The 20,659-nt window shown below is 57.7% G+C and carries 19 protein-coding genes; 5 read left to right on the top strand and 14 right to left on the bottom strand.

Annotated elements, in window-relative coordinates; all coding sequences use genetic code 11:
- Positions 1-52 precede the first annotated feature (52 nt).
- Positions 53-292 (bottom strand): hypothetical protein, encoded by a 240-nt coding sequence (locus ACJO3M_RS06880; protein ID WP_407000629.1) that lies wholly within the window; start codon positions 290-292, stop codon positions 53-55.
- 211 nt (positions 293-503) lie between these two features.
- On the opposite strand from ACJO3M_RS06880, the gene ACJO3M_RS06875 reads away from it, so the two are divergent.
- The 3 genes from ACJO3M_RS06875 to ACJO3M_RS06865 all read left to right on the top strand — a co-directional run bounded on the left by ACJO3M_RS06875 (position 504) and on the right by ACJO3M_RS06865 (position 3,283).
- The gene (locus ACJO3M_RS06875) at positions 504-1,547 is read left to right on the top strand and encodes an AraC family transcriptional regulator (RefSeq protein ID WP_407000628.1); all 1,044 of its coding nucleotides are present in this window, start codon (positions 504-506) and stop codon (positions 1,545-1,547) included.
- 108 nt (positions 1,548-1,655) lie between these two features.
- Positions 1,656-2,720: a class I SAM-dependent methyltransferase gene (locus ACJO3M_RS06870; RefSeq protein ID WP_407000924.1), complete on the top strand. Its 1,065-nt coding sequence runs from the start codon at positions 1,656-1,658 to the stop codon at positions 2,718-2,720.
- Between the two features lie 230 nt (positions 2,721-2,950).
- Entirely contained in the window at positions 2,951-3,283 is a 333-nt protein-coding gene (locus ACJO3M_RS06865; RefSeq protein WP_407000627.1) for a hypothetical protein, read from the top strand.
- Between the two features lie 12 nt (positions 3,284-3,295).
- Here the strand turns inward: ACJO3M_RS06865 and ACJO3M_RS06860 are convergent, their stop codons facing one another.
- The 3 genes from ACJO3M_RS06860 to ACJO3M_RS06850 all read right to left on the bottom strand — a co-directional run bounded on the left by ACJO3M_RS06860 (position 3,296) and on the right by ACJO3M_RS06850 (position 5,599).
- Complete coding sequence (locus ACJO3M_RS06860) at positions 3,296-4,480, bottom strand: low temperature requirement protein A (protein WP_407000626.1); 1,185 nt, start codon at positions 4,478-4,480, stop codon at positions 3,296-3,298.
- 26 nt (positions 4,481-4,506) lie between these two features.
- Entirely contained in the window at positions 4,507-4,758 is a 252-nt protein-coding gene (locus tag ACJO3M_RS06855; protein ID WP_407000625.1) for a hypothetical protein, read from the bottom strand.
- A gap of 67 nt (positions 4,759-4,825) precedes the next feature.
- Positions 4,826-5,599 carry an SDR family oxidoreductase gene (locus tag ACJO3M_RS06850; RefSeq protein ID WP_407000624.1) on the bottom strand — a complete coding sequence of 258 codons (774 nt, stop codon included), beginning with the start codon at positions 5,597-5,599 and terminating at the stop codon, positions 4,826-4,828.
- A gap of 138 nt (positions 5,600-5,737) precedes the next feature.
- On the opposite strand from ACJO3M_RS06850, the gene ACJO3M_RS06845 reads away from it, so the two are divergent.
- Positions 5,738-6,661 (top strand): LysR family transcriptional regulator, encoded by a 924-nt coding sequence (locus ACJO3M_RS06845; protein WP_407000623.1) that lies wholly within the window; start codon positions 5,738-5,740, stop codon positions 6,659-6,661.
- Between the two features lie 43 nt (positions 6,662-6,704).
- Here the strand turns inward: ACJO3M_RS06845 and purU are convergent, their stop codons facing one another.
- The 9 genes from purU to ACJO3M_RS06800 form a co-directional block, all read right to left on the bottom strand.
- On the bottom strand, positions 6,705-7,571 hold the full coding sequence (purU, locus tag ACJO3M_RS06840; RefSeq protein ID WP_407000622.1) for a formyltetrahydrofolate deformylase: 867 nt from the start codon (positions 7,569-7,571) through the stop codon (positions 6,705-6,707).
- Between the two features lie 11 nt (positions 7,572-7,582).
- Positions 7,583-8,302: a sarcosine oxidase subunit gamma gene (locus ACJO3M_RS06835; RefSeq protein WP_407000621.1), complete on the bottom strand. Its 720-nt coding sequence runs from the start codon at positions 8,300-8,302 to the stop codon at positions 7,583-7,585.
- The gene (locus ACJO3M_RS06830; protein WP_407000620.1) at positions 8,295-11,315 is read right to left on the bottom strand and encodes a sarcosine oxidase subunit alpha; all 3,021 of its coding nucleotides are present in this window, start codon (positions 11,313-11,315) and stop codon (positions 8,295-8,297) included. Before ACJO3M_RS06830 ends, ACJO3M_RS06835 begins: the two co-directional genes overlap by 8 nt.
- A gap of 11 nt (positions 11,316-11,326) precedes the next feature.
- A complete protein-coding gene (locus tag ACJO3M_RS06825; RefSeq protein WP_407000619.1) occupies positions 11,327-11,629 on the bottom strand; it encodes a sarcosine oxidase subunit delta in 303 nt (100 codons plus the stop codon).
- Between the two features lie 14 nt (positions 11,630-11,643).
- Entirely contained in the window at positions 11,644-12,897 is a 1,254-nt protein-coding gene (locus ACJO3M_RS06820) for a sarcosine oxidase subunit beta family protein (protein WP_407000618.1), read from the bottom strand.
- A gap of 202 nt (positions 12,898-13,099) precedes the next feature.
- Positions 13,100-14,482 carry an L-serine ammonia-lyase gene (locus ACJO3M_RS06815; RefSeq protein ID WP_407000617.1) on the bottom strand — a complete coding sequence of 461 codons (1,383 nt, stop codon included), beginning with the start codon at positions 14,480-14,482 and terminating at the stop codon, positions 13,100-13,102.
- 14 nt (positions 14,483-14,496) lie between these two features.
- The gene (gene glyA / locus ACJO3M_RS06810; protein WP_407000616.1) at positions 14,497-15,759 is read right to left on the bottom strand and encodes a serine hydroxymethyltransferase; all 1,263 of its coding nucleotides are present in this window, start codon (positions 15,757-15,759) and stop codon (positions 14,497-14,499) included.
- Between the two features lie 161 nt (positions 15,760-15,920).
- Complete coding sequence (locus tag ACJO3M_RS06805) at positions 15,921-16,892, bottom strand: GlxA family transcriptional regulator (RefSeq protein ID WP_407000615.1); 972 nt, start codon at positions 16,890-16,892, stop codon at positions 15,921-15,923.
- 8 nt (positions 16,893-16,900) lie between these two features.
- Positions 16,901-17,662, bottom strand: coding sequence for a substrate-binding periplasmic protein (locus ACJO3M_RS06800; RefSeq protein ID WP_407000614.1), 762 nt, complete (start codon positions 17,660-17,662; stop codon positions 16,901-16,903).
- A 426-nt stretch (positions 17,663-18,088) separates the two neighbouring features.
- Here ACJO3M_RS06800 and fdhA point away from each other — a divergent pair, with 426 nt between their 5' ends.
- Positions 18,089-19,288, top strand: coding sequence for a formaldehyde dehydrogenase, glutathione-independent (gene fdhA, locus ACJO3M_RS06795; RefSeq protein WP_407000613.1), 1,200 nt, complete (start codon positions 18,089-18,091; stop codon positions 19,286-19,288).
- Positions 19,289-19,377: 89 nt separating this feature from the next.
- Here fdhA and gbca read toward each other — a convergent pair whose 3' ends face one another.
- On the bottom strand, positions 19,378-20,649 hold the full coding sequence (gene gbca, locus ACJO3M_RS06790) for a glycine betaine monooxygenase oxygenase subunit (RefSeq protein WP_504362678.1): 1,272 nt from the start codon (positions 20,647-20,649) through the stop codon (positions 19,378-19,380).
- Between the last annotated feature and the right edge of the window lie 10 nt (positions 20,650-20,659).

Here is a 20,659-nt window from a genome sequence, read left to right as displayed (position 1 = left end):
GGAGATTAACCTCCCACCTCATTCGTTAAGATACGACACAGGGCGCTCAGGGTTATTCAGGGAACATTGACAGAGCCTCTTTCAGGACCTTGACTGACTCATCGTGTTTGCCTTGCTCGTGCAGGGTCTGGCCCTGATCACGGAGCGCCTTGATGTTATCGACGGTTTCCCGGTCGAGCTCTTGTGCAGACTCTAGTTGTGAATCCACCTTGGCAACGAGACCGGGACACTGCGAAGCTGCCACGGTGCCGGCCAGGAACAGACCAAATAGTAGTGCAGCGATATAACGCATAGTGTTTCCTCCTTTCGTACGCCTTTATTAAGCATATACAGCGACTCTCTGTTTGGCCAATTACAGAATAGATGACGTTCCTCGTTCCAGATGCGTCGTTCGATCTTCTGGTTATTCAGCGGCTTTCTGGCTTTAATAAGAGGATTAAGCAGAACAGTATCCGGGTTGCGGTAGCAACCCGGACTATCTTTCATCTACCGGTGCAGCCGCCATGAATGAAGATACGCTCTCCGGCCTGTTGCGCTGTATCCGTTTGCGCGGAGCATTATTTTTCCACGTCGAATGTGTCGGCGCCTGGGTCACCGAGGCACCGGCCGCTCATCTGATCGCCCATGCCGTGATGCCGGCTTCCGAACACATGATGGAATATCACGTGGTGTTAAAGGGATCTTGTTGGGCCGGTATAACGGGCGAGGCACCGTTTGAAATGAATGAAGGGGATGTGATCCTCTTTCCTCACGGCGATCCTCATGTGATGTCCAGTATCCCGGGACTGCGAGCGGAACCGGATCTCGAATATCTGGTTGCTACGCTGAAACAGTGTTCGGGATTGCCGTTCATGCTCTGCCAGGAGGACGACTTTCGGGCTCGGCCTGCAACAGCGGCAGAACGAGGGCCGGATAGTACCTCTGGCGCAGTGCTGCTCTGTGGTTTTCTGGGTTGCGACAAGGGGCCATTCAACCCGTTGCTGACCGCATTGCCAAGAGTGATGCACGCTCGTGCCAACGAGTTGACTGACGGTCACTGGGCCGGACAGCTTGCCAGACTGGTTGAAGCCGAGTCGCGCTCAAAAAGACCAGGTGGTGAAGCGATCCTTGAGCGTATGAGCGAAATGATGTTTGTGGACCTGATCCGTTTTTACCTCAGCAAAATGCCGGAAAGCCAGACCGGATGGCTGGCGGGGTTGCGTGATCGTCATGTTGGCCGGGTTCTGGGGTTGATGCACCGGTCCCCGGCTGACGCCTGGACGCTGGAAAAGCTTTCCGGCCATGCCGGCCTTTCCCGATCCGCGCTACAGGACCGCTTCGTGGAACTGGTCGGACAGCCCCCCATGCAATACCTCAGAAGCTGGCGGATGCAGGTCGCTTCCAACCTGCTGGTCGAAACCAACGCGAAAATAGTCACCATCGCTGGTGAAGTGGGTTACGAATCCGAAGAGGCGTTTAGCCGATCATTCAAACGCGCCGTAGGCCTATCGCCCGCCGCCTGGCGTCGTGAGCGGTCGGTGCCGAAGATCCGGTATTTCAGTCAATAACACTGGACGAATGATCATTCAGCCAGAATACCGATGCTCCCATCATAAGCATGTCCACAGGGACAACTTCAAACCTCTACCTGACATGGAAGAAATCTGATGGAAGCAATGCAAGCCTTTGATGAAGATAAACTGAATGCCTTTGTGGGGCAGGTGCTTGGTGATCTGGGCGGTGCCTACAGCGCCGCATTGGTCAAGATCGGCGACCGGCTGGGACTGTATCGCGAGTTACAGACCCGGGGACCTGCAACCTCGTTGGAACTCGCCGAGCGGACCGGCTATTCCGAGCGTTATCTGCGCGAATGGCTGGCGCATCACGCAGCCTCGAATTATCTCGAATACGATCGATCAACCAGACGGTTCCGGTTGCCTCCGGAACAAGCCATGGTCTTCGCTGACGAGGACAGCCCGGTTTACATGATCGGGGGCTTCGAAAATGCCTTCACCACCTTCGAGAATGAGCCCAGGGTGAGTGAAGGGTTTCGTACCGGTGAGGGGGTAGCCTGGGGTGATCAGGCCCACTGTATGTTCTGTGCGGTCGCCAAGTTCTTCCGCCCGGGCTATGTCCATAATCTTGTTCAACATTGGCTTCCTGCGCTGGATGGAGTGGTCGAAAAACTGGAGCGCGGTGCACGGGTCGCGGACCTCGGCTGCGGTCATGGCCATTCCACGTTATTGATGGCGGCAGCGTTCCCGAATTCCACGTTTATTGGCTACGACTTTCACGGTGGATCTATCGATTCCGCGAATGCACATCGTGATGAACATGGTCTGGCCCCGGATCGTGTCCGCTTTGAGCAAGCCACGGCCACAGACTTCGACGGCGGTGATTTTGATCTCGTGACCTGTTTTGATGCGTTGCATGATATGGGGGATCCGATCGGAACTGCATCCCATGTGCGGAATCAGCTTAAGTCGGATGGCACCTGGATGGTGGTGGAGCCCATGGCGGCGGATGAGCTGAGCGATAACTTTAACCCGGTAGGGCGGCTGTTCTACGCGGCCTCAACGAGTATCTGTGTACCCACGGCACTGGCACAGAGGACCGGCTTTGCGCTCGGGGCCCAGGCGGGAGAGCGCAAACTCACAGCTGTTATTAAAGACGGCGGTTTCAGCAGGGTACGAAGGGCAGCGGAAACTCCGTTCAATATTGTCCTGGAGGTGCGTCCCTGAGTTTTCGAGTCGGTTAGATATCAACGCCTCTTTGCCCAAAATCGGAGGATCGTAATCGGGCAAAGAGGCTCAGTTCTACTCCTTTGGTATTGGTGCCAAAAGAGGATCAGTCCCATCCGTTTTGAATAGTTCATAAACAACGCAGACGCGTTAAGTTAAAAGCGTAAAGGAATCGTATGTATTTACAGGTAAGGAGTTCAGAGCAGCAACGTTAAGCTCCAGAAGGTGGCATGATGTTAGTCCAACAACGTCCATCATTTTTGGTAAAAGAGAATCAGCAATACGCCGGAACCGGCGGTTTGAGCGAAAATAACGCCCATGCCCGTTTTGTTCCAGCCTTTAAAGACTCTTATACCGGCCAGGTAGAAATATCCCGATATCGCGACGGTCGTCCTGCACCCTTCCATTTGGTTGATGGATTGCCCGAGGAATGGATAACCAATAGGGACCTGGCGAGCAATGTTGTTGAACTCAAAGCCACTGTCATTTCCGGATTCGTTCGGTTAGGGCGTTTCTTTACACGCCAGGAAGCCTCGGATTTTGTGGATCAGCTGACTTCTTGAGGTTTTGAATGGTCAGTCATCTTGCTCACATCTCAGCTGCATAAATGTCGCAAGCACCAGCAGGATCAGCAGAATCCCTCCTCCCGTCATCAATCCTGGCAGATGCAATACACTCGCGAGGTAACCGAGCGCGATCAGCAGGACTGTCGCAATGCCGTAGGCCTTGGGGATTTTCTGAGCCATCACCCTGAAAAAGAGCATGCCCCCAATCAAGAACAGGGTCGGACCTGCAATGGCAATGACGATGGCCGGTAAATGCATGGCCGCAATCGGATGTGCGACGATTTCTTCGATGGCAACAGCCATGGTAATGGCGCCGCACACCATGATCCCGTGAGCGTAGGCCAGACCAGACCGGGCAAGGCGTGTGTGGTCGGATGCACTGGAGAAGCTGCGCTCGCCCGTTTCCGTCGCATATACGAAATACAGCCACCACAATGACACGATCATCGAAAAACCAAGGACACCGGCCACTACGGTGGCCGGTGTCAGCGTCTGCCCTGAGAGTAATCCGCCCAGCAACAGGATCGACTCGCCAAGGGCAATAATAAACACCTGTTGATTTCGCTCCAGGAGGTGAAGGCCGCGCAAGGGCCAGGTTCCCATAGGCGTTGCCCCCAGCCTTGGCACCCAGAAGCCAACGTAAGGCGCGGCATAATCCACCAGCACGGCGATGACCCAAAGAACCAGGCGGCATTCCGGAAAGATCACTCCGGCAATCCAGAATACCGAGGAGAGGGCGCTCCACAGCCCGAGTTGCGCATAGTTACGACCCATGCGCGTTCCACGAAACACCAACGCCATATAGGCTGCCCGCAACAACGCCATCACAACGTATGCGCCGACGAACAGGCCGGCTCTGGCGGTAAAAGCAGAGGGCATGGCGATCGCCATCACCAGCGCGCAGGCCATTAGCGCAATCATCAGGATGCGCCCGCTCAGATGGTCGGGGTTGACCCAGTTGGTTGCCCATGCGGTGTAATTCCAGGACCACCAGACCGCAGCAAACAGGGTGAAGGCTTCCAGTGCGCCAATAGCTGTCTGGTGGGCGAGAAGATAATGGGATAGCTGGATGATGGAAAATACATAGACGAGGTCGAAGAACAACTCCATGTTGGTTACACGGGGTGTTTCTTCACCTTCAAGTTTTCTCAATGCCTCGGTTGGCACAATCCGATGAAGGAAAGATGGTGTCATATCAGTTCCTGAACCGGGCAACGCCCCTAGAACTTCCTCGCCAGAATAACCGCCGTGGCTGCGGGCAGGCCGAATACGACGATGAAGATGGGTAGCTCCTCCATAAAGGAGTAGCCCGCGTGATAAATGCCAACGCCCATATTGAGCGCTGCCAACACAAACCAGACCACCAGGTAGAGCGGCAGTGCTGCGCTGAACGTTCGGTCCATGGTTCTGGCACCAAATACCGTGAGTGCCAGTAATACGAAACCACCAAGAATGACAAGAAAGGTGTGCATTGTGCGAGCTCTCCACAGTCACAAATGAATGCGGAGGCGGTGGCTCCGCCTCCGTTCGCCTGTAGGCTTACTTGGTAGTGTAGCCGCCATTGACCAGAATGGTTTGACCGGTCATCCACCAACCTTCTGACACCATAAACCGGACATACGGGACGATATCCTCGATTTCCGTCAGTCCGGACTTGGAGAAAGGCGAAAGGGCGGCCGCCGTTTTGTGGAAGGCTACTGCCTCATCACTTTCTGCCGGGTAGAAGAACGGCGTATCCATCGGGCCGGGGCCAATGGCCGTAACCGAAATGCCGCGTTCACCGAATTCCTTGGAAGCGGCGCGGGTGAAGTGTTCCACCGGGGCTTTCAGGCCGGCATAAGCGGAGTAGAAGGGCGTGTACGCACCCAGAAGGGAAGTCACGATGGTGCAGATCTTTCCATTGTCGTTGAGTGACTTGCCCGCCTCCTTGAGGAAAAAGAACGCCGATTTTGCGTTTATGGCGCTCATGGTGTCGTATTCCTGTTCGCTGATTTCCACCATGGGCTTCTTCAGAACCATGCCGACGGTATTGATGGCAATATCCGGCTTGCCCAGTGCCGCCTCGGTATCTGCAAACAGTTTTTCGACATTGGCTGCTTTGGTGAGATCCTGCTGGAAAATCGCGGCTTCCGCCCCCGAGGCCCGGATTTGCGATGCAACTTCCTCGGCGGCAGGTTGGGTTGAGTCACTGTTGTAGTGGATGGCGATGGCCTTTGCTCCCTGGGCGGCGAGGTCCTTTGCCAGGAGCCCCCCGAGGTTTTTGGCGCCACCTGCAATCAGAACCACTTTGCCTTGAATACTGTTTCTGGACATGACCGTTCTCCCTTTCTGTGTTGCGTTCGAGAGGCGGGGCTTCCCGCCGAGTTCGCAATCAGGCTAGTCTGTATGTGGATCTGAATAAATAAGGCATTCAGAACATCAGATGTCGGGAAAATCGAACAATGGAGCCACATGGACAGAATTCGCCAGGTACAGATTTTCATTCAGGTGATGGAGAGCGGGAATTTCACGCGAGCGGCTCATGCGTTAAACATCCCCCGATCGACCGTTTCCACTACCATCCAGGCCCTTGAGGATCGGTTGGGGGCCCAGCTTCTGCAGCGTACCACCCGGCAGGTGGCCCCGACTCAGGACGGGCTGCAGTTCCTTGAGGCAGCCCGTTCGCTGGTTGAGACCTATGAGGAAGCCGAGTCGATGTTTCGCCATGAGCCGCAGCAGGCAGAAGGGCGGTTACACGTGGATATCCCGAGCCGGATTGGGCGTCGAATTGTGATTCCGGCCCTTCCTGAATTCCTGGAGCAGAATCCTCTGGTACAGCTTGAGTTCAGCATGAATGACCGGATCATCAATATGCTGACTGAAGGTGTGGATTGCGTTATTCGAGTGGGACACCTGCCGGACTCGGAACTGGTTTGCCGGAAACTTGGGGATCTTGAAGTTATCAACTGCGCCAGTCCGGCGTATTTGGCGCAGTACGGGATGCCAGAGTCGTTGGACGATCTCGCGGAACACGTACTCGTAAATTATTCAGCCAACCTGCCAGCGTTGGCTGCGGAATGGGAATACCTCGACGGAGAGCGGGAACGGATCGTGAAAATGCAAAGCAAGATCACAGTGGATAACGCGGAGGCTTATATCGCCAGCGCAAAAGCCGGCATGGGCATTATCCAGATCCCGAGGTTTGACGTTGAACAGGCTATTGAAGAGGGAACACTCGTCCAGGTACTGGACGCCTACAAAGCGCCTTCGCTGCCAATCTCTTTGTTGTATCCGAGTCGACGCAACGTTCCGTTACGGGTTCGGGTGTTCCAGAAATGGGTAACGGACCTGCTTTCAGTCCATGGGGTATGGACCGGTTGTGAAGAATGGGGCTGAAGTACTTCAGCCCCATTCTTCTGTTCTGCATTACCACACGCTTTCAGTCCGGAAACACAACGGTCCGGTTGCCGTGCAGGAATACCCGCTTTTCAATGTGATAGCGTATCGCCTTGGCCAGAGTCTGGCTTTCAACGTCCTGGCCTTTTGCCACCAGATCTTCCGGATAATGGCTGTGATCCACCGCCTGCACGCCCTGGGTAATGATGGGGCCTTCATCCAGGTCATCGTTTACGTAATGCGCCGTCGCACCCACCAGCTTGACGCCCTTGGCCCAGGCCTGGTGGTAGGGTTTGGCACCCTTGAAGCCCGGCAGCAATGAATGATGGATATTGATCGCCCAGCCGTCGAGCCGTGCGGCCATCTCCGACGACAGCACCTGCATGTAGCGAGCCAGAACAACCAACTCGCACTGATGCTCGTTAATCAATTCCCAGACCCTGGCCTCCTGCTCAGGCTTGGTGTCCGGGGTGACTGGCAGGTGGAAATACGGAATACCGTGCCAATCCGCCAGTGATTGGAGGTCCGGATGATTGGAAATGATCAGGGGAATGTCGATCGCCAGTTCGCCTGTGCGGTAGCGGTAAAGCAGATCGTTCAGGCAATGGTCGTATTTCGAGACCATGATGGCGACACGGGTCTGGTGTTCCGGCGCTGTCAACTGCCACTGCATGTCGAACTTTGCTGCACGGGGTTCCAGGATCTCGCGGAATTGCTGCAGAGAGGCTTCGCCTCCCAGCGGTCGGAACTCCACCCGAATGCTGAAACTTTCCGTGGCCTTGTCGTCGAATGAGTTCAACGCCACGATGTAGTTCTCACTTTCGACCAGACTGCGGGTGACGGCATCGACCGTACCCAGACGGCTCGGACATTGAGCCGTCAGGATCCAGAGTTTCTCTTTAATGGCCATTGACTATACCCTCAGATTTCAACCGGGCTCGCCTGGGTCCGGCCAGAACGGCTTGTGGAGGCGCCTTGCGCTGGTTGGCTCAGGCTAAGGCGGTATTCCTGGCTGGCGTCAACCAGCCAGCGCCAGACATAGTCCGCGAAACTGCGGCGTACCACCAGTTCCCACTCGTCCTCGCCGACCCGGCGAAGCGTTGCCTGGGACTTTGCCAGCACCGTGGTCACGACTTTGCCGACCGGGAAGTTGTGGTCGTGCACGTCATAAGGGCAGCTCTTCATCAGTACCGAGCGGGCCCTGGAACCGGCCAACCGCACCAGCGTCTGGCCGCCGCCGACGTTAATCACCGCATAGTGGCCGTTAAGCTGCTCGCGCAGTGTCATCTCCATGGCCAATGCCTGATCGCCCGGTCCCGTCAGCAACCATTCGTCCGGTGCGATCCAGCTCAGGGCCCAGTCGCTGTTTTGGTTGCTCTGCAACACCTCAGGTAGCGCCAGTCCGGTGGCCGCCTCGACGCCCTTGGCGAAGTCGGCGTTATTGGCGTCTCCCCGCAGGGCCAGGTGAGTCTTCAGGGCGGATTCCCACAGATACACCCCCGGGTTCTCCGGTGTTGTCCTGGACGCGGTTTGCGCCTGGTGTGCCAGCGGGCTACGCGCTGGAATCCCGGTCTCTGGCAACTGCTCCATGATGGCTACCTGGGTCGACACAGGGACCGCCTTGTTGATTGCTTCAGACATTTTGACGCTCCCCCTTCGGATCCAAAAAGATAGTGCTACAGATTTCTGCTTCGACAACCCGGCCGTCGACCAATGGGTAGTGGACGGTTTCCCCCATTCGCTTGTGGCCGTTCTTGATCACGCCCATGGCAATTGAGCGACCAAGATTGGCGCTGTAATAGCTGGAGGTAACGTGCCCCAGCATCGGTACCGGTTTCGGATGGTTCGGGTTGTCCACGGCCTGGGCGCCTTCGGGCAATACAATGCTCGGGTCTTTGGTTTTCAGACCGACCAGTTGCTTGCGGTTTTCCCGTACGCAGTCTTCCCGCTTCATGCCACGCTTGCCAATGAAGCTGAACGGCTTGTCCTCCTTCACGGCCCAGCTCATGCCGAGGTCGTAGGGGTGAACGGATCCGTCGGTGTCCTGACCGGCGATGATGAAGCCTTTCTCGGCACGCAGGATATGCATGGTCTCGGTTCCGTAGGGTGTCAGGTCGTACTTGGCGCCGTGCTCGAACAGCTTCTCCCATACATACAGGCCGTAGTTCGCCTGCACGTTGATTTCATAGGAGAGTTCGCCGGTGAAGGAAATCCGGAACACCCGGGCCGGTACGCCCGCCACTGTACCCTGACGCCAGTCCATGAACTTGAAACTGTCTTTGTCCAGGTCGATATCATCGGTCAGTTCGGACAACAGTTTGCGGGCGTTCGGTCCGGCAATGGTCATGGTGGCCCAGTGGTCGGTCACGGTGTTCATGTAGACCTCCAGTTCCGGCCACTCGGTCTGGTGGTAGAACTCCAGCCACTCCAGCACACCGGCGGCGCCGCCGGTGGTGGTGGTCATCAGGAAGTGATCCTCGGCCAGGCAGGAGGTAACCCCGTCGTCGAAGACCATGCCGTCTTCTTTACACATCAGGCCATAGCGGCATTTGCCGACCGCCAGTTTGGCCCAGGCATTGGTGTAGATACGGCCAATGAACTCGCGGGCATCCTTACCCTGAATGTCGATCTTACCCAGAGTCGAGGCGTCCAGAATGCCCACACTGTTGCGTGTTGCCAGGCATTCCCGATCAAGGGCCTGCTGCATGGTTTCGTTCGGTTTGGGGAAGTACCAGGGGCGCTTCCATTGGCCAACGTCTTCGAACAGGGCACCGTGCTCGACGTGCCATTCGTGCATGGCGGAGTACCGCTTGGGCTCGAACAGGTCGTTACAGTGGCGTCCGGCAATCGCGCCGAAGGTGACCGGCGTATAGTTCGGCCGGAAGATGGTGGTACCCGTTTCCGGAATCGACTGGTTCAGGGATTTTGCGGCGACGGCCATGCCATTAATGTTACCGAGCTTGCCCTGATCGGTACCGAAGCCCATCGCCGTGTATCGCTTCACGTGCTCGATGGATTCAAAACCTTCGCGGGTCGCCAGCTCGATACCGGCGGCGGTCACATCGGTCTGGAAATCGACAAACTGTTTTGGTGCCCGACTGTTAGGCTTGTGGTGCGGAATGCAGAACAGTGCCATGGGGCGGGTTTCAGGTCGGGTCCGGACCGACGGCACAGCGGCAGGCTCCGCCTCAAAGCCGGCATTGGCGGCAGCCTCGGCGCCAATCCGGGCTCCGTCGGTAAGGCAGCCGGAAAGGGAAAAGCAACCGGTCACGGCACCGGCCGTAAGTTGCTTCTGAACGGTCTTGCCCGGCACGAAGCCTATGACCTCGTCATCCCAGACTGGGCGGCTGCCGGTGTGGCAGGACAGATGAACCGCAGGGCTCCAGCCACCGGAACTGGCCAGGGTGTCGCAGTTCAGTACCTGGTCTTTACCCGTGAGCCGGGTGCCGTCAGCATTCAGGCCGGCGACCACCGCGCCTGTCACACGCATCTTACCCTGAGCGTCAATGACGGCGTGGCCTTTGAGTATCCTGATGCCACGTCGGTTGGCCTCGTCCTGCCAGGCGCCGTCGGCATTGGCGCGGGTGTCGACAATGGCGACGACTTCCCGCCCTGCGTCCTGCCAGTCGAAGGCCGTACGATAGGCGTTGTCGTTGGTGGTCATCAGTACCAGCCGGTGGCCGGGTGCCACGGCGTAGCGGTTGATATAGGTCGACACTGCTGAAGCCAGCATGCATCCGGGCAGGTCATTGTTGCCGTACACCAACGGCCGCTCATGGGCGCCCGTGGCCAGCACCACCCACTTGGCACGCACCCGGTGCAGGCGTTGACGAGACTGGTTCGCCGGCGCGCGGTCGCCCAGGTGATCGGTACGGCGCTCGTGAATGGTCAGGAAGTTGTGGTCGTGGTAGCCGTTGACGGTGGAGCGGGGCAGCAGCAGAACGTTGTCATACCCCGACAGTTCCTTCAGGGTATCCCGTACCCAGTCGCCGGCAGGTTTGCCATCCAGGGTGTCGCGGCCGTCGAGCAAAGAGCCCCCCATCTCGGCCTGTTCGTCAGCGAGGATCACACGTGCTCCGGAGCGGGCGGCTGACAGGGCGGCCGACAGTCCGGCGGGCCCGGCCCCGACGATCAGTACATCGGTATGCTGATTCAGGTGGTCGTATGTGTCGACGTCCGGATCACGCGGGGAACGGCCAAGTCCGGCAGCCTTGCGGATGTATTTTTCATAGGTTTCCCAGGCAGCCTGGGGGAACATGAAGGTCTTGTAGTAGAAGCCGGGGGGCAGCATGCGACCGAGGATAGAGCCGAAAACGCCCAGGAAATCGAACTGCAGGTTTGGCCAGCCACTGGTGGGTTGACTGACCAGACCATTAAACAGTTCCTGCTGCGTGGCGCGGACGTTCGGTACCTGGGTGGCTTCGGTGGCCCCGAGCTGGAATACCGCATTGGGTTCCTCGGCACCGGCGGCGACGATGCCGCGGGGGCGACTGTACTTGAAACTGCGGCCGATCACATCGACCCCATTGGCGAGTAACGCCGAGGCCAGTGTGTCACCGGAAAAGCCTTTGTAGCGGCGGCCGTTGAATTCGAAGGTCAGGTTCTTGCTGCGGTCGATTCGGCCGCCATGTTCGAGACGGTTAGGTTGTGTCATGTCGTCGCCTCTCAGGACTGCTGCTTGTCGGTGAATTGGGTAACGCGCGGTGCGTCGCCCATCTTGTAGGTTTCCAGGATTTCGTAGCTCTGGGTGTCGCGCGTGGCGTTGAAAAACTTGCGACAGCCGATGGCATGAACCCAGATCTCGTGGTGCAGGCCGCGCGGATTATCGCGGAAGTAGATGTAATCTCCCCACTCCTCGTCACTGCAGGCGTCCGGATCGGCCGGGCGCGACAGATGGGCCTGGCCCTTGGGGTGGAATTCCTCTTCTTCCCGGTGTTCGCCACAATAGGGGCAATAAATGTAAAACATGGGATTGTCCTCCGTCAGTGGGCGACGCCAGCAGCGCCGTGTTCATCGATCAGGGCGCCGTTGTGGAAACGGAACATGGAGAATGGCTTGGCCAGTTCGTTGGCTTCGCCCTTCGCCAGGGTGGCAGCGAAAACGTGACCGGAACCCGGGGTCGCCTTGAAGCCACCGGTGCCCCATCCACAGTTGAAGAAGAGATTCTCAACCGGAGTATCGGAGATGATCGGGCAGGCATCCGGGCAGGTATCGACGATGCCACCCCACTGTCGGTTCATCCGGACCCGGCTGAACATCGGGAACATTTCTACGATGGCCTGCAGGGTGTGCTCGACGGTCGAGTAAGAGCCACGCTGGCCATAACCGTTATAACCGTCGATACCGGCTCCGATCACCAGGTCGCCTTTGTCGGACTGGGAGATGTAGCCATGGACCTGGTTGGACATGACCACGGTATCCAGGATTGGCCTGATCGGTTCGGATACCAGCGCCTGTAGCGGGTGGGATTCGATCGGCAAATTGAAACCGGCCATCTTGGCCAGTACGCCGGAGTTACCGGCTACAACGCAGCCGATACGATCGCCGTAAATGGTCCCGTGCTGTTTGGTGCTCACGCCGATGGCAGCGCCATCTTCGGTGATGATGTCGTCCACTTCGCACTGCTGGATCAGGTCTACGCCCATGGCATCGGCGGCGCGGGCATAGCCCCAGGCCACTGCGTCATGACGGGCCACGCCGGCACGGGGTTGCCAGGAAGCACCGAGGATCGGATAGCGGGCGTTGGCGGAGCAGTTCAGTATCGGCACGATTTCCTGCACGCCCTGGGTGTCCAGCGCCTCGCTGTCGATGCCGTTCAGGCGGTTGGCGTTCACCCGGCGCTGGATGTCGCGCATATCCTGCAGGGTGTGACCCAGGTTCAGTACACCGCGCTGTGAGAACATGACGTTGTAGTTCAGGTCCTGGGACATGCCCTCCCACAGTTTCATGGCATGCTCGTACAGCAGCGCTGCTTCGTCCCACAGGTAGTTGGAGCGCACGATGGTGGTGTTCCGCGCCGTATTACCACCGCCCAGATAACCCTTTTCGACGACGGCCACGTTGGTGATGTTGTGGACTTTGGCCAGATAGTAGGCCGTCGCCAGACCATGGCCACCGCCGCCAACTATGATGACATCGTATTTCTTTTTCGGCTTGGGATTGCGCCACACCCGTTGCCAGTTTTCATGGTGGGTCAGGGAATGTTTCAGCAGTCCGAATCCGGAATATTTCTGCATTGTTAGGTCCTCTTCGGTGGCAACCGTCTCTCTGGGTAAGCTGCTGGTCACGCCTTTGGAATCGGCGCTCGTTTTCAAGACGTGTCCCGGTAATTAATACGGGACGGATTGAATGGATGGTATGCGTACCAACGTCCCGTCACGTGCTCGCTCACGACATTCGGGTGAAGATTTGCGACAGTGGGTGGGAGCGGAGAAGTCGTCAGCATTCAATGACATTGACCGCCAGGCCGCCACGGGATGTCTCCTTGTATTTATCAAGCATATCCCGCCCGGTATCCCGCATGGTCCGGATGACCTTGTCCAGCGATACAAAGTGTTCGCCGTCGCCCCTCAGCGCCATCACGGCGGCGTTGATCGCCTTGACCGCCCCGACCGCATTACGCTCAATACAGGGCACCTGAACCAGCCCGCCAATGGGGTCGCAGGTGAGCCCAAGGTGGTGCTCCATGCCGATCTCCGCCGCGTTCTCGACCTGTTCCGGCGTACCGCCCGTTACGGCGGCCAGGCCCGCTGCCGCCATTGCACAGGCGGAGCCGACTTCACCCTGGCAGCCTACTTCCGCACCGGAAATCGAGGCGTTTTCCTTGAACAGGATACCGATGGCCGCCGCCGTCAACAGGAAGCGGATGACACCGTCCTCGCTGGCATTGGGACACCAGTTCCAGTAGTAATGCAGCACCGCCGGTATGATGCCGGCAGCGCCATTGGTGGGGGCGGTCACCATGCGGCCACCGGCCGCGTTCTCCTCGTTCACCGCCAGCGCATAAAGGTTGACCCAGTCCATGGCGCTCAGGGAGGGTGTGATCAGGTCCATGCGGTCAACTTCCATCAACGACGCGTAGAGCTTCGCCGCTCGCCGTTTAACCTTGAGCCCGCCGGGCAGGATGCCTTCGTTGGTCGTGCCGTTCTGCACGCACTCCTGCATTACTTGCCAGATGTGCAGGATACCTTCCCGAATCTCGGTTTCGCTGCGCCACACCTGTTCGTTGGCCATCATCAGGTCGGAGATGGCCAGCCCGTGTTCCTTGCACTGGCGCAGCAGGTCGTTACCGCTTTTGAACGGGTAGGGCAGAGGCGTCTTGTCTTCCACAATCCGGTCCGCACCGGCGGCTTTTTCATCAACCACGAAGCCGCCGCCTACCGAATAGTAGGTGCGCTGGCGCACCACCTCGCCCTTCCCATCCAGGGCAGTAAACATCATGCCGTTCGGATGGTAGGGCAGGGTTTCCTTGCGGTGGTAGGTGAGGTCGGTTGCTTCATCGAAGGCAATGGGATGCTCTCTGAGCAAACGTAACTCTCCCTGGCTGCGAATTTCCTCCATTCGGGGGGACAGAATGGCGGGGTCGACGGTGTCCGGGCTGTGGCCCTCAAGCCCGAGCAGCACTGCCGGGCCGGTGCCATGACCTTTGCCAGTCGCACCCAGTGAGCCGTACAGCTGAATGTCGACGCGGGTGACGTCGGTGAGCCCCCCGGCTTTTTTCAGACCCCGGACAAACCGACGAGCCGCCTGCATCGGACCCACGGTATGGGAGCTCGATGGGCCGATGCCGATTTTCAACATATCAAAAAGACTGATGGCCACAGGTATCTTTCTCCTTAACCGTAAGCCGGAAAATCCCGACACAACTGATGGACCTTCTCCCGGACTACCGCGATAACCGGAGCGGCATCGCCATCCTGCAAGGCGTCAAGAATATCGGCGATCCATCCGGCCAATTGGAAGGACTCAGGCTCCTTCAGGCCGCGAGTGGTAATAACCGGTGACCCGATGCGCAGCCCGGAAGTAACAAACGGCGATTGCGGGTCGTTGGGTACGGCGTTTTTGTTCACGGTGATGTGCGCTTCACCCAGCGCCGCATCGGCTTCCTTTCCTGTCAGTCCCTGCTTGACCAGGCTGAGCAGGAACAGGTGGTTTTCGGTACCACCGGATACCACATCGTAACCGCGCTCGATCAATACCCCGGCCATGGTCTGGGCATTGCGCACAACTTGTTGTTGATAGTCCTGGAATTCGGGTTCGGCGGCTTCCTTGAAGGCCACTGCCTTGGCGGCAATGACGTGCATCAGCGGGCCACCCTGACCGGCCGGGAAAACAGCGGAGTTGAATTTCTTGTCCAGTTCCGGCTGGCCCTGTGACAGGATCAGGCCGCCACGGGGACCGCGCAGGGTTTTGTGGGTGGTGGTGGTAACCACGTGAGCGTGAGGCAGCGGGTTGGGGTAGACACCGGCGGCGACCAGACCGGCAACATGCGCCATGTCCACCATCAGATATGCACCGACCGCGTCGGCGATCTCGCGGAAACGCGCCCAATCGACAGTACGGGAATAGGCTGAGAAGCCAGCGACAATCATGCCTGGCTTGTGCTCCTTCGCCAGCGCCTCCACCTGGTCATAGTCGATCTCACCGGTGGCCTCGTCCAGGCCGTACTGCACGGCATTGTAGAGCTTGCCGGAGAAACTGACATGGGCGCCATGTGTCAGGTGGCCGCCGTGGGCCAGGCTCATACCGAGGACGGTGTCGCCGGGGTTCAGCAGCGCCATGTAGACGGCGGCGTTAGCCTGGGAACCGGAGTGGGGCTGGACATTGGCGTAGTCGGCACCAAACAGGGCCTTGGCACGGTCGATGGCCAACTGCTCCACTTTATCGACGTGTTCGCAACCACCGTAATAACGTTTGGCTGGGTAACCTTCGGCGTACTTGTTGGTCAGGCAAGACCCCTGGGCTTCCATCACCACGGGGCTGGTGTAGTTCTCGGAAGCAATCAGTTCCAGGTGGTCTTCCTGGCGCGCCGCCTCGTCCTGCATGGCCGCCCAGAGAGTGTCGTCGTATGAAGAAAGCGTTTTTGTTTTGCTGAACATGGCTGAGATTCCCGGTAGTGAAAACGGACCTGATGGATCAGGCGTGGGTTATTGAGTGGGATAGTAGGACCGATGGCGAATGTTGATCTGCTCGGGCACGACATTGGATCGAGAATTTGCGACAGAAGCCTGGTGCACGCCACGATCTCTGCCTGGAAACATTATTGCCGGGTGTGCCGTGCCTCGGATGGCGTTATTCCGTAGTAGTCCTTGAAACAGTTACTGAAGTGACTGCTACTGACAAAGCCGCTTGCCAGGGAAATGTTCAGGATGCTCCGGTTCGTTTGCATGAGCAGGCGCCGGGCATGAACCAGCCGGAGCTCCAGGTAGTAGCGTGAAGGCGAAGTATCCAGGTGGTTCTGGAACAGGCGCTCCACCTGTCGCCGGGAAATATTGGCGCATTCCGCCAGCTCCAGAAGGGAGAGTGGTTCTTCGATGTTGGCCCGCATCAGCGCCAGCAGGGTTTGCAATGCTTCCGGAAAGGTAGGGTCGTCTCCCATGTTCAGTGGCATTGGGCCTACCTGCTCGGCAACCTGATCACAGCTCAGGATTTCGCGTACCGCCCGCACGATGTGTGGGTTTTGCAGCAGTTCGCCAATCAACTTCAGCATCATCTCCAACGCACTGACCGGGCCGGCGCAGGTGGCGTGGTGGCCCTCGATCTCGTAAGCATTGGTGGACACCTTCGCGCTCGGGAAGTTTTCGCGTACATAGGCATGGTTGTCCGGATGCAGGGCACAGGCATGGTGTTCCATCAGGCCTGCCTGAACCAGGGACACACCACCATTCCATAATCCGCCCAAACGAATGCCTTTTTGATCGGCTGTCCTCAGTGTGTTGAGCAGGTACGGTTCCGGGCCCAGCTGGCTGCGATAGCCGCCACAGACAATCAACATATCGACCTGCCCGGGTTTGACCATCAAGGAACCCAGAGTGGTTCCGGTGGACACCTCGATGCCAAGGTCGCTGAGCACGGTTCGGCTTCCGATGCCGATAGTGAAGTGTTCGAACACCGGTTCTGGCGTGATGAGATTGGTCGTAACCAGAGTATCAACGGCGGCGGTAAAGGTAACCATGGAAAAGTGTTCGCGCAGAATAAAACCGATACGCAATGGTGTCTTTACTCGGGGCACCCCGCGACTCATTGGTATTGCCTCAGAAACCGGTTCGCATGAATGTCTCGAATGGATTGCAGCACGCCACGCAGTTCCAGTTTGGCGAGGGCGAGATTGATTCGGTCCACCAGCTCCTGGGCGCCCTGGGCCTGTTTGGGAATCAGGATGTGCATTTTCTGGCGCGAGAACACGAAGCTGAGTCGACGCACGGCGTTCGGGGATTCAAAGACCGTATCGATGGCTTTCCTGGCGGAGAAAATGTCCACGGGAATGACGTCCACCGTACCGGCTTTCAATAATTTGAAACAGTCGGTCAGGGTCTCGGGTTGTTCCAGGGTGGTACCGGGTTGCTGCAGTAAATTGGTCAGGTCGTGCATGAAGTAACCCTGCGGGCGGCAGAAACGATGTCCGGCGAGCCCTTCCAGCTCCGTCGTCCGGACTTTGCCGGCGGTCAAGACGAACGGCACGATGTAATTGGACATCAGGGGTTCCGTGTAGAGGAACCGCCGGGCTCTGTCTTCATTGAAGTACCAGGGAAACGTTGCCTGGTAACGTCCTTCTTCGGTGTCGGAAAGCAGGGCGTTCCAGGTAGGCTGGAACACGACTTCATGCTCCAGACCGGCTTCCGGCATGACGCGATTCACGATTTCAACAATCATGCCACGGCCCTTCAATTCTTCTCCGGTAAAGGGCGCAAGGTTGCCTGAGGTGACTAGCCGAAAGGGGTCCGCAGAAGCGGTACTGAGCAGTGTGAATAGCAGCAAACAAGAGGTAAGGAGCGTCTTCATATCGGTACCCGTATTCAGTCGAAGCTGACAAAAGGTCCTTTAGAGGCAGTCCGTTACCATTCGCGATGAACCTGTCTTCATGAAAAAAAAAGGACGGGGTATCCACTTGGGTCCGTAAAGCTTAACCCCGTCAATATGGGCAAGGCCGTGATTCTCGATGGTAAAAACAAAGCTGATGGATCAGGCGCTGATCATTGAGAAGGCATAGTAGGCCCGATGGAGGATGTTGATCTGCTCGGTCACGACATGGGAGGAATGATTTGCGACAGGGCGTTTGGGGAGCAGGGGATGCGAGTCCTCTTTTTAGCGTTGTCCGTGTCCTGTGCAAGAAAGAATCTGTCGTATACAGGCATGTGCCCGGCGGCCGGGTGTTTAAAGTAGGGAGGGCACTTCCACCACAACAGATTGACAATTAAGGAAGACACTATGACAAGCAATGCATCCAACCGCGGGGTGGTGTACCAGGGCCCCGGCCAGGTCTCCATCGAATCCATCGCCTTTCCCAAACTTACCCTTGGCAACCGGCGTTGCGACCATGGCGTAATTCTGAAAGTACTGACCACCAACATCTGTGGCTCCGACCAGCACATGGTGCGCGGCCGCACCACCGCGCCTGCGGGACTGGTACTTGGCCATGAAATTACCGGCCAGATTATCGAATGCGGCCGGGACGTTGAATTCCTCGAAGTGGGCGACATTGTTTCCGTACCCTTCAACATCGCCTGCGGTCGCTGCCGCAACTGTAAGGAAGGCAAGACCGGCATCTGCCTGAACGTTAACCCCGCCCGTCCCGGCGCTGCCTACGGCTACGTGGACATGGGTGGCTGGGTCGGCGGCCAGACCGAGTACGTCATGGTGCCGTACGCCGACTTCAACCTGCTCAAGTTTCCCGACCCGAACCAGGCCATGGAAAAGATCAAGGACCTCACTCTGCTGTCTGACATCTTCCCCACCGGCTTCCACGGCTGTGTCACCGCTGGCGTCGGCCCCGGTTCCACCGTCTACATCGCCGGTGCAGGTCCGGTTGGCCTCGCTGCTGCCGTCAGTGCTCAGCTGCTTGGTGCCGCCTGTGTCATCGTCGGTGACATGATCCAGGAACGTCTCGACCAGGCGCGCAGCTTTGGCTGCGAAGCCATCGACCTGAAGCAGGATGCTGAACTGCCCGAATTGCTCGAGCAAATCCTCGGCGAGCCGGAAGTTGACTGCTTCGTCGACTGTGTCGGTTTCGAAGCCCATGCCTGCGGCCACCATCACCATCACGAGCAACCGGCCACGGTACTGAACTCCGCGATGCAGGTTACCCGGGCCGGTGGCGAGATCGGTATCCCCGGTCTTTATGTTACTGAAGACCCCGGCGCCGCTGAAGAATCCGCTAAACAGGGTGCACTGAGCATGCGCTTTGGACTCGGTTGGGCCAAGTCCCACTCCTTCCACACCGGCCAGTGCCCGGTCATGAAGTACCACCGCCAACTCATGCAGGCCATCCTGTTTGAGCGTGTCGATATTGCCAGCGCAGTAAATGTGCAAATGATCAGCCTCGATGACGCCCCCAGGGGGTACGCCGACTTTGACGGCGGCGCGGCCAAGAAGTTTGTGATCGATCCGCACGCATCAGTGGCTGCCTGACGTCAACTTTCCGTTAACCTGACGAAGAGGGGGCCGTGTGAACGGCCCCCTCTTTTATTTCAGGCTGACTATGGCAGCTGTTCCAGGAGCTACAAACTGTCGTGAGTCAGGTTTTTAAGGATTGTTTCCCCATACCAGTCCAGGAAGTTGATCACGCCAAATTCGTAAGTCTCCGAATAGGGGCCGGGCTGATACGCCAGTGAATTAATACCCTTCTGGTTTTGCTCAGCCAGTTCCCTGTCCTGTTTGTTGGTCTGGTCCCACACATAACGCATGCGCTCCACGTCGTAGTCGTCGCCTTCCACCGCATCCTTATGCACCAGCCACTTGGTCGTTACCAGCGTCTTCTGCGCGGAAATCGGCTGCACCTGAAACACGATAACGTGATCGCTTTGCATGTGATTCCATGAATTCGGCAGGTGCAGAATCCGCATAGAACCCAGGCTCTGGTTTTGAATGCGTCCCAGGTTTTTCTTGCAGGCCGGTTTACCGTCCATGGTCATCACCGCCGTGCCTTCCTTTAACGGCATCCGCACGATCCGGTTTTGCAATCCGAACTCCACATGTTTGTGCGGAATGCCTTCACGATCCCATTCCGCCGCCTGACGTTCGTAGTGCTCCTTGAATTCCGGTGTGGCTCTGGGGTCCGTGGTGTCGTCCCATTCCAGTAAGGTTCTGAGCAATTCCGGATGGGAGCCCGAGCAGTGATAACACTCCCGGTTGTTTTCAACCACCAGCTTCCAGTTTGCGTTTTCCTCCAGAGTCGACTCTGCCGCCACCTTGGTATTTTCCATGTCGTAAGGTTCCATATAGGCATCCAGGGCGGCCAGATAGGCATCAATCTCGGGCGGCTCGCCCTCGGCCAGGCAGACATAGATAAAACCGCCAGCCGTTTTGCAGTGCGCCGGTTTCAAGCCGAATTCGTTTTTATCGAAACCATCGCCCATTTCCGTCCCGGCAAAAATCAGGTTGCCCTTCAAATCATAGGTCCACTGATGATAGGGGCAGGTCAGGTTCGCCACCTTGCCTTTTTTGGCAGTACACACACGCGAGCCCCTATGGCGGCACACATTATGGAATGCGCGTACTTGTCCATCGCGGTCACGCACTACCAGCACCGGGTTTTGCCCGATCTCCACCGTTATGTAGGCACCCGGTGTTGGCACTTCGCAGGTCATGCCGACAAACAACCATTCCTTCATGAAGACTTCTTCCATATCCACCCGGAAGAGGAAAGGGTCGTTATACAGCGCCCGGGGCAGGGACAGGTTTCGGGGGCGCTCAGTCAGCGTCCGGCTCATATCCCGTCGGGCTTCCCCTATGTGGTTGTATTGTAGGTTGAGTAGGTCGTATTCGGTCATCGGAGCATTT

The sequence above is a fragment of the Marinobacter alkalisoli genome (assembly GCF_045449795.1).
Classification (GTDB): Bacteria; Pseudomonadota; Gammaproteobacteria; order Pseudomonadales; family Oleiphilaceae; genus Marinobacter.
Note: the sequence above shows the minus strand (reverse complement) of the source record. Positions and strands in the feature narration are given on the sequence as shown.

Coding starts and splice junctions, on each gene's coding strand:
- ACJO3M_RS06880 (WP_407000629.1), bottom strand. CDS start 292: ATGCGTTATATCGCTGCACTACTATTTGGTCTGTTCCTGGCCGGCACC.
- ACJO3M_RS06875 (WP_407000628.1), top strand. CDS start 504: ATGAATGAAGATACGCTCTCCGGCCTGTTGCGCTGTATCCGTTTGCGC.
- ACJO3M_RS06870 (WP_407000924.1), top strand. CDS start 1,656: ATGCAAGCCTTTGATGAAGATAAACTGAATGCCTTTGTGGGGCAGGTG.
- ACJO3M_RS06865 (WP_407000627.1), top strand. CDS start 2,951: ATGATGTTAGTCCAACAACGTCCATCATTTTTGGTAAAAGAGAATCAG.
- ACJO3M_RS06860 (WP_407000626.1), bottom strand. CDS start 4,480: ATGACACCATCTTTCCTTCATCGGATTGTGCCAACCGAGGCATTGAGA.
- ACJO3M_RS06855 (WP_407000625.1), bottom strand. CDS start 4,758: ATGCACACCTTTCTTGTCATTCTTGGTGGTTTCGTATTACTGGCACTC.
- ACJO3M_RS06850 (WP_407000624.1), bottom strand. CDS start 5,599: ATGTCCAGAAACAGTATTCAAGGCAAAGTGGTTCTGATTGCAGGTGGC.
- ACJO3M_RS06845 (WP_407000623.1), top strand. CDS start 5,738: ATGGACAGAATTCGCCAGGTACAGATTTTCATTCAGGTGATGGAGAGC.
- purU (WP_407000622.1), bottom strand. CDS start 7,571: ATGGCCATTAAAGAGAAACTCTGGATCCTGACGGCTCAATGTCCGAGC.
- ACJO3M_RS06835 (WP_407000621.1), bottom strand. CDS start 8,302: ATGTCTGAAGCAATCAACAAGGCGGTCCCTGTGTCGACCCAGGTAGCC.
- ACJO3M_RS06830 (WP_407000620.1), bottom strand. CDS start 11,315: ATGACACAACCTAACCGTCTCGAACATGGCGGCCGAATCGACCGCAGC.
- ACJO3M_RS06825 (WP_407000619.1), bottom strand. CDS start 11,629: ATGTTTTACATTTATTGCCCCTATTGTGGCGAACACCGGGAAGAAGAG.
- ACJO3M_RS06820 (WP_407000618.1), bottom strand. CDS start 12,897: ATGCAGAAATATTCCGGATTCGGACTGCTGAAACATTCCCTGACCCAC.
- glyA (WP_407000616.1), bottom strand. CDS start 15,759: ATGTTCAGCAAAACAAAAACGCTTTCTTCATACGACGACACTCTCTGG.
- ACJO3M_RS06800 (WP_407000614.1), bottom strand. CDS start 17,662: ATGAAGACGCTCCTTACCTCTTGTTTGCTGCTATTCACACTGCTCAGT.
- fdhA (WP_407000613.1), top strand. CDS start 18,089: ATGACAAGCAATGCATCCAACCGCGGGGTGGTGTACCAGGGCCCCGGC.
- gbca (WP_504362678.1), bottom strand. CDS start 20,649: ATGACCGAATACGACCTACTCAACCTACAATACAACCACATAGGGGAA.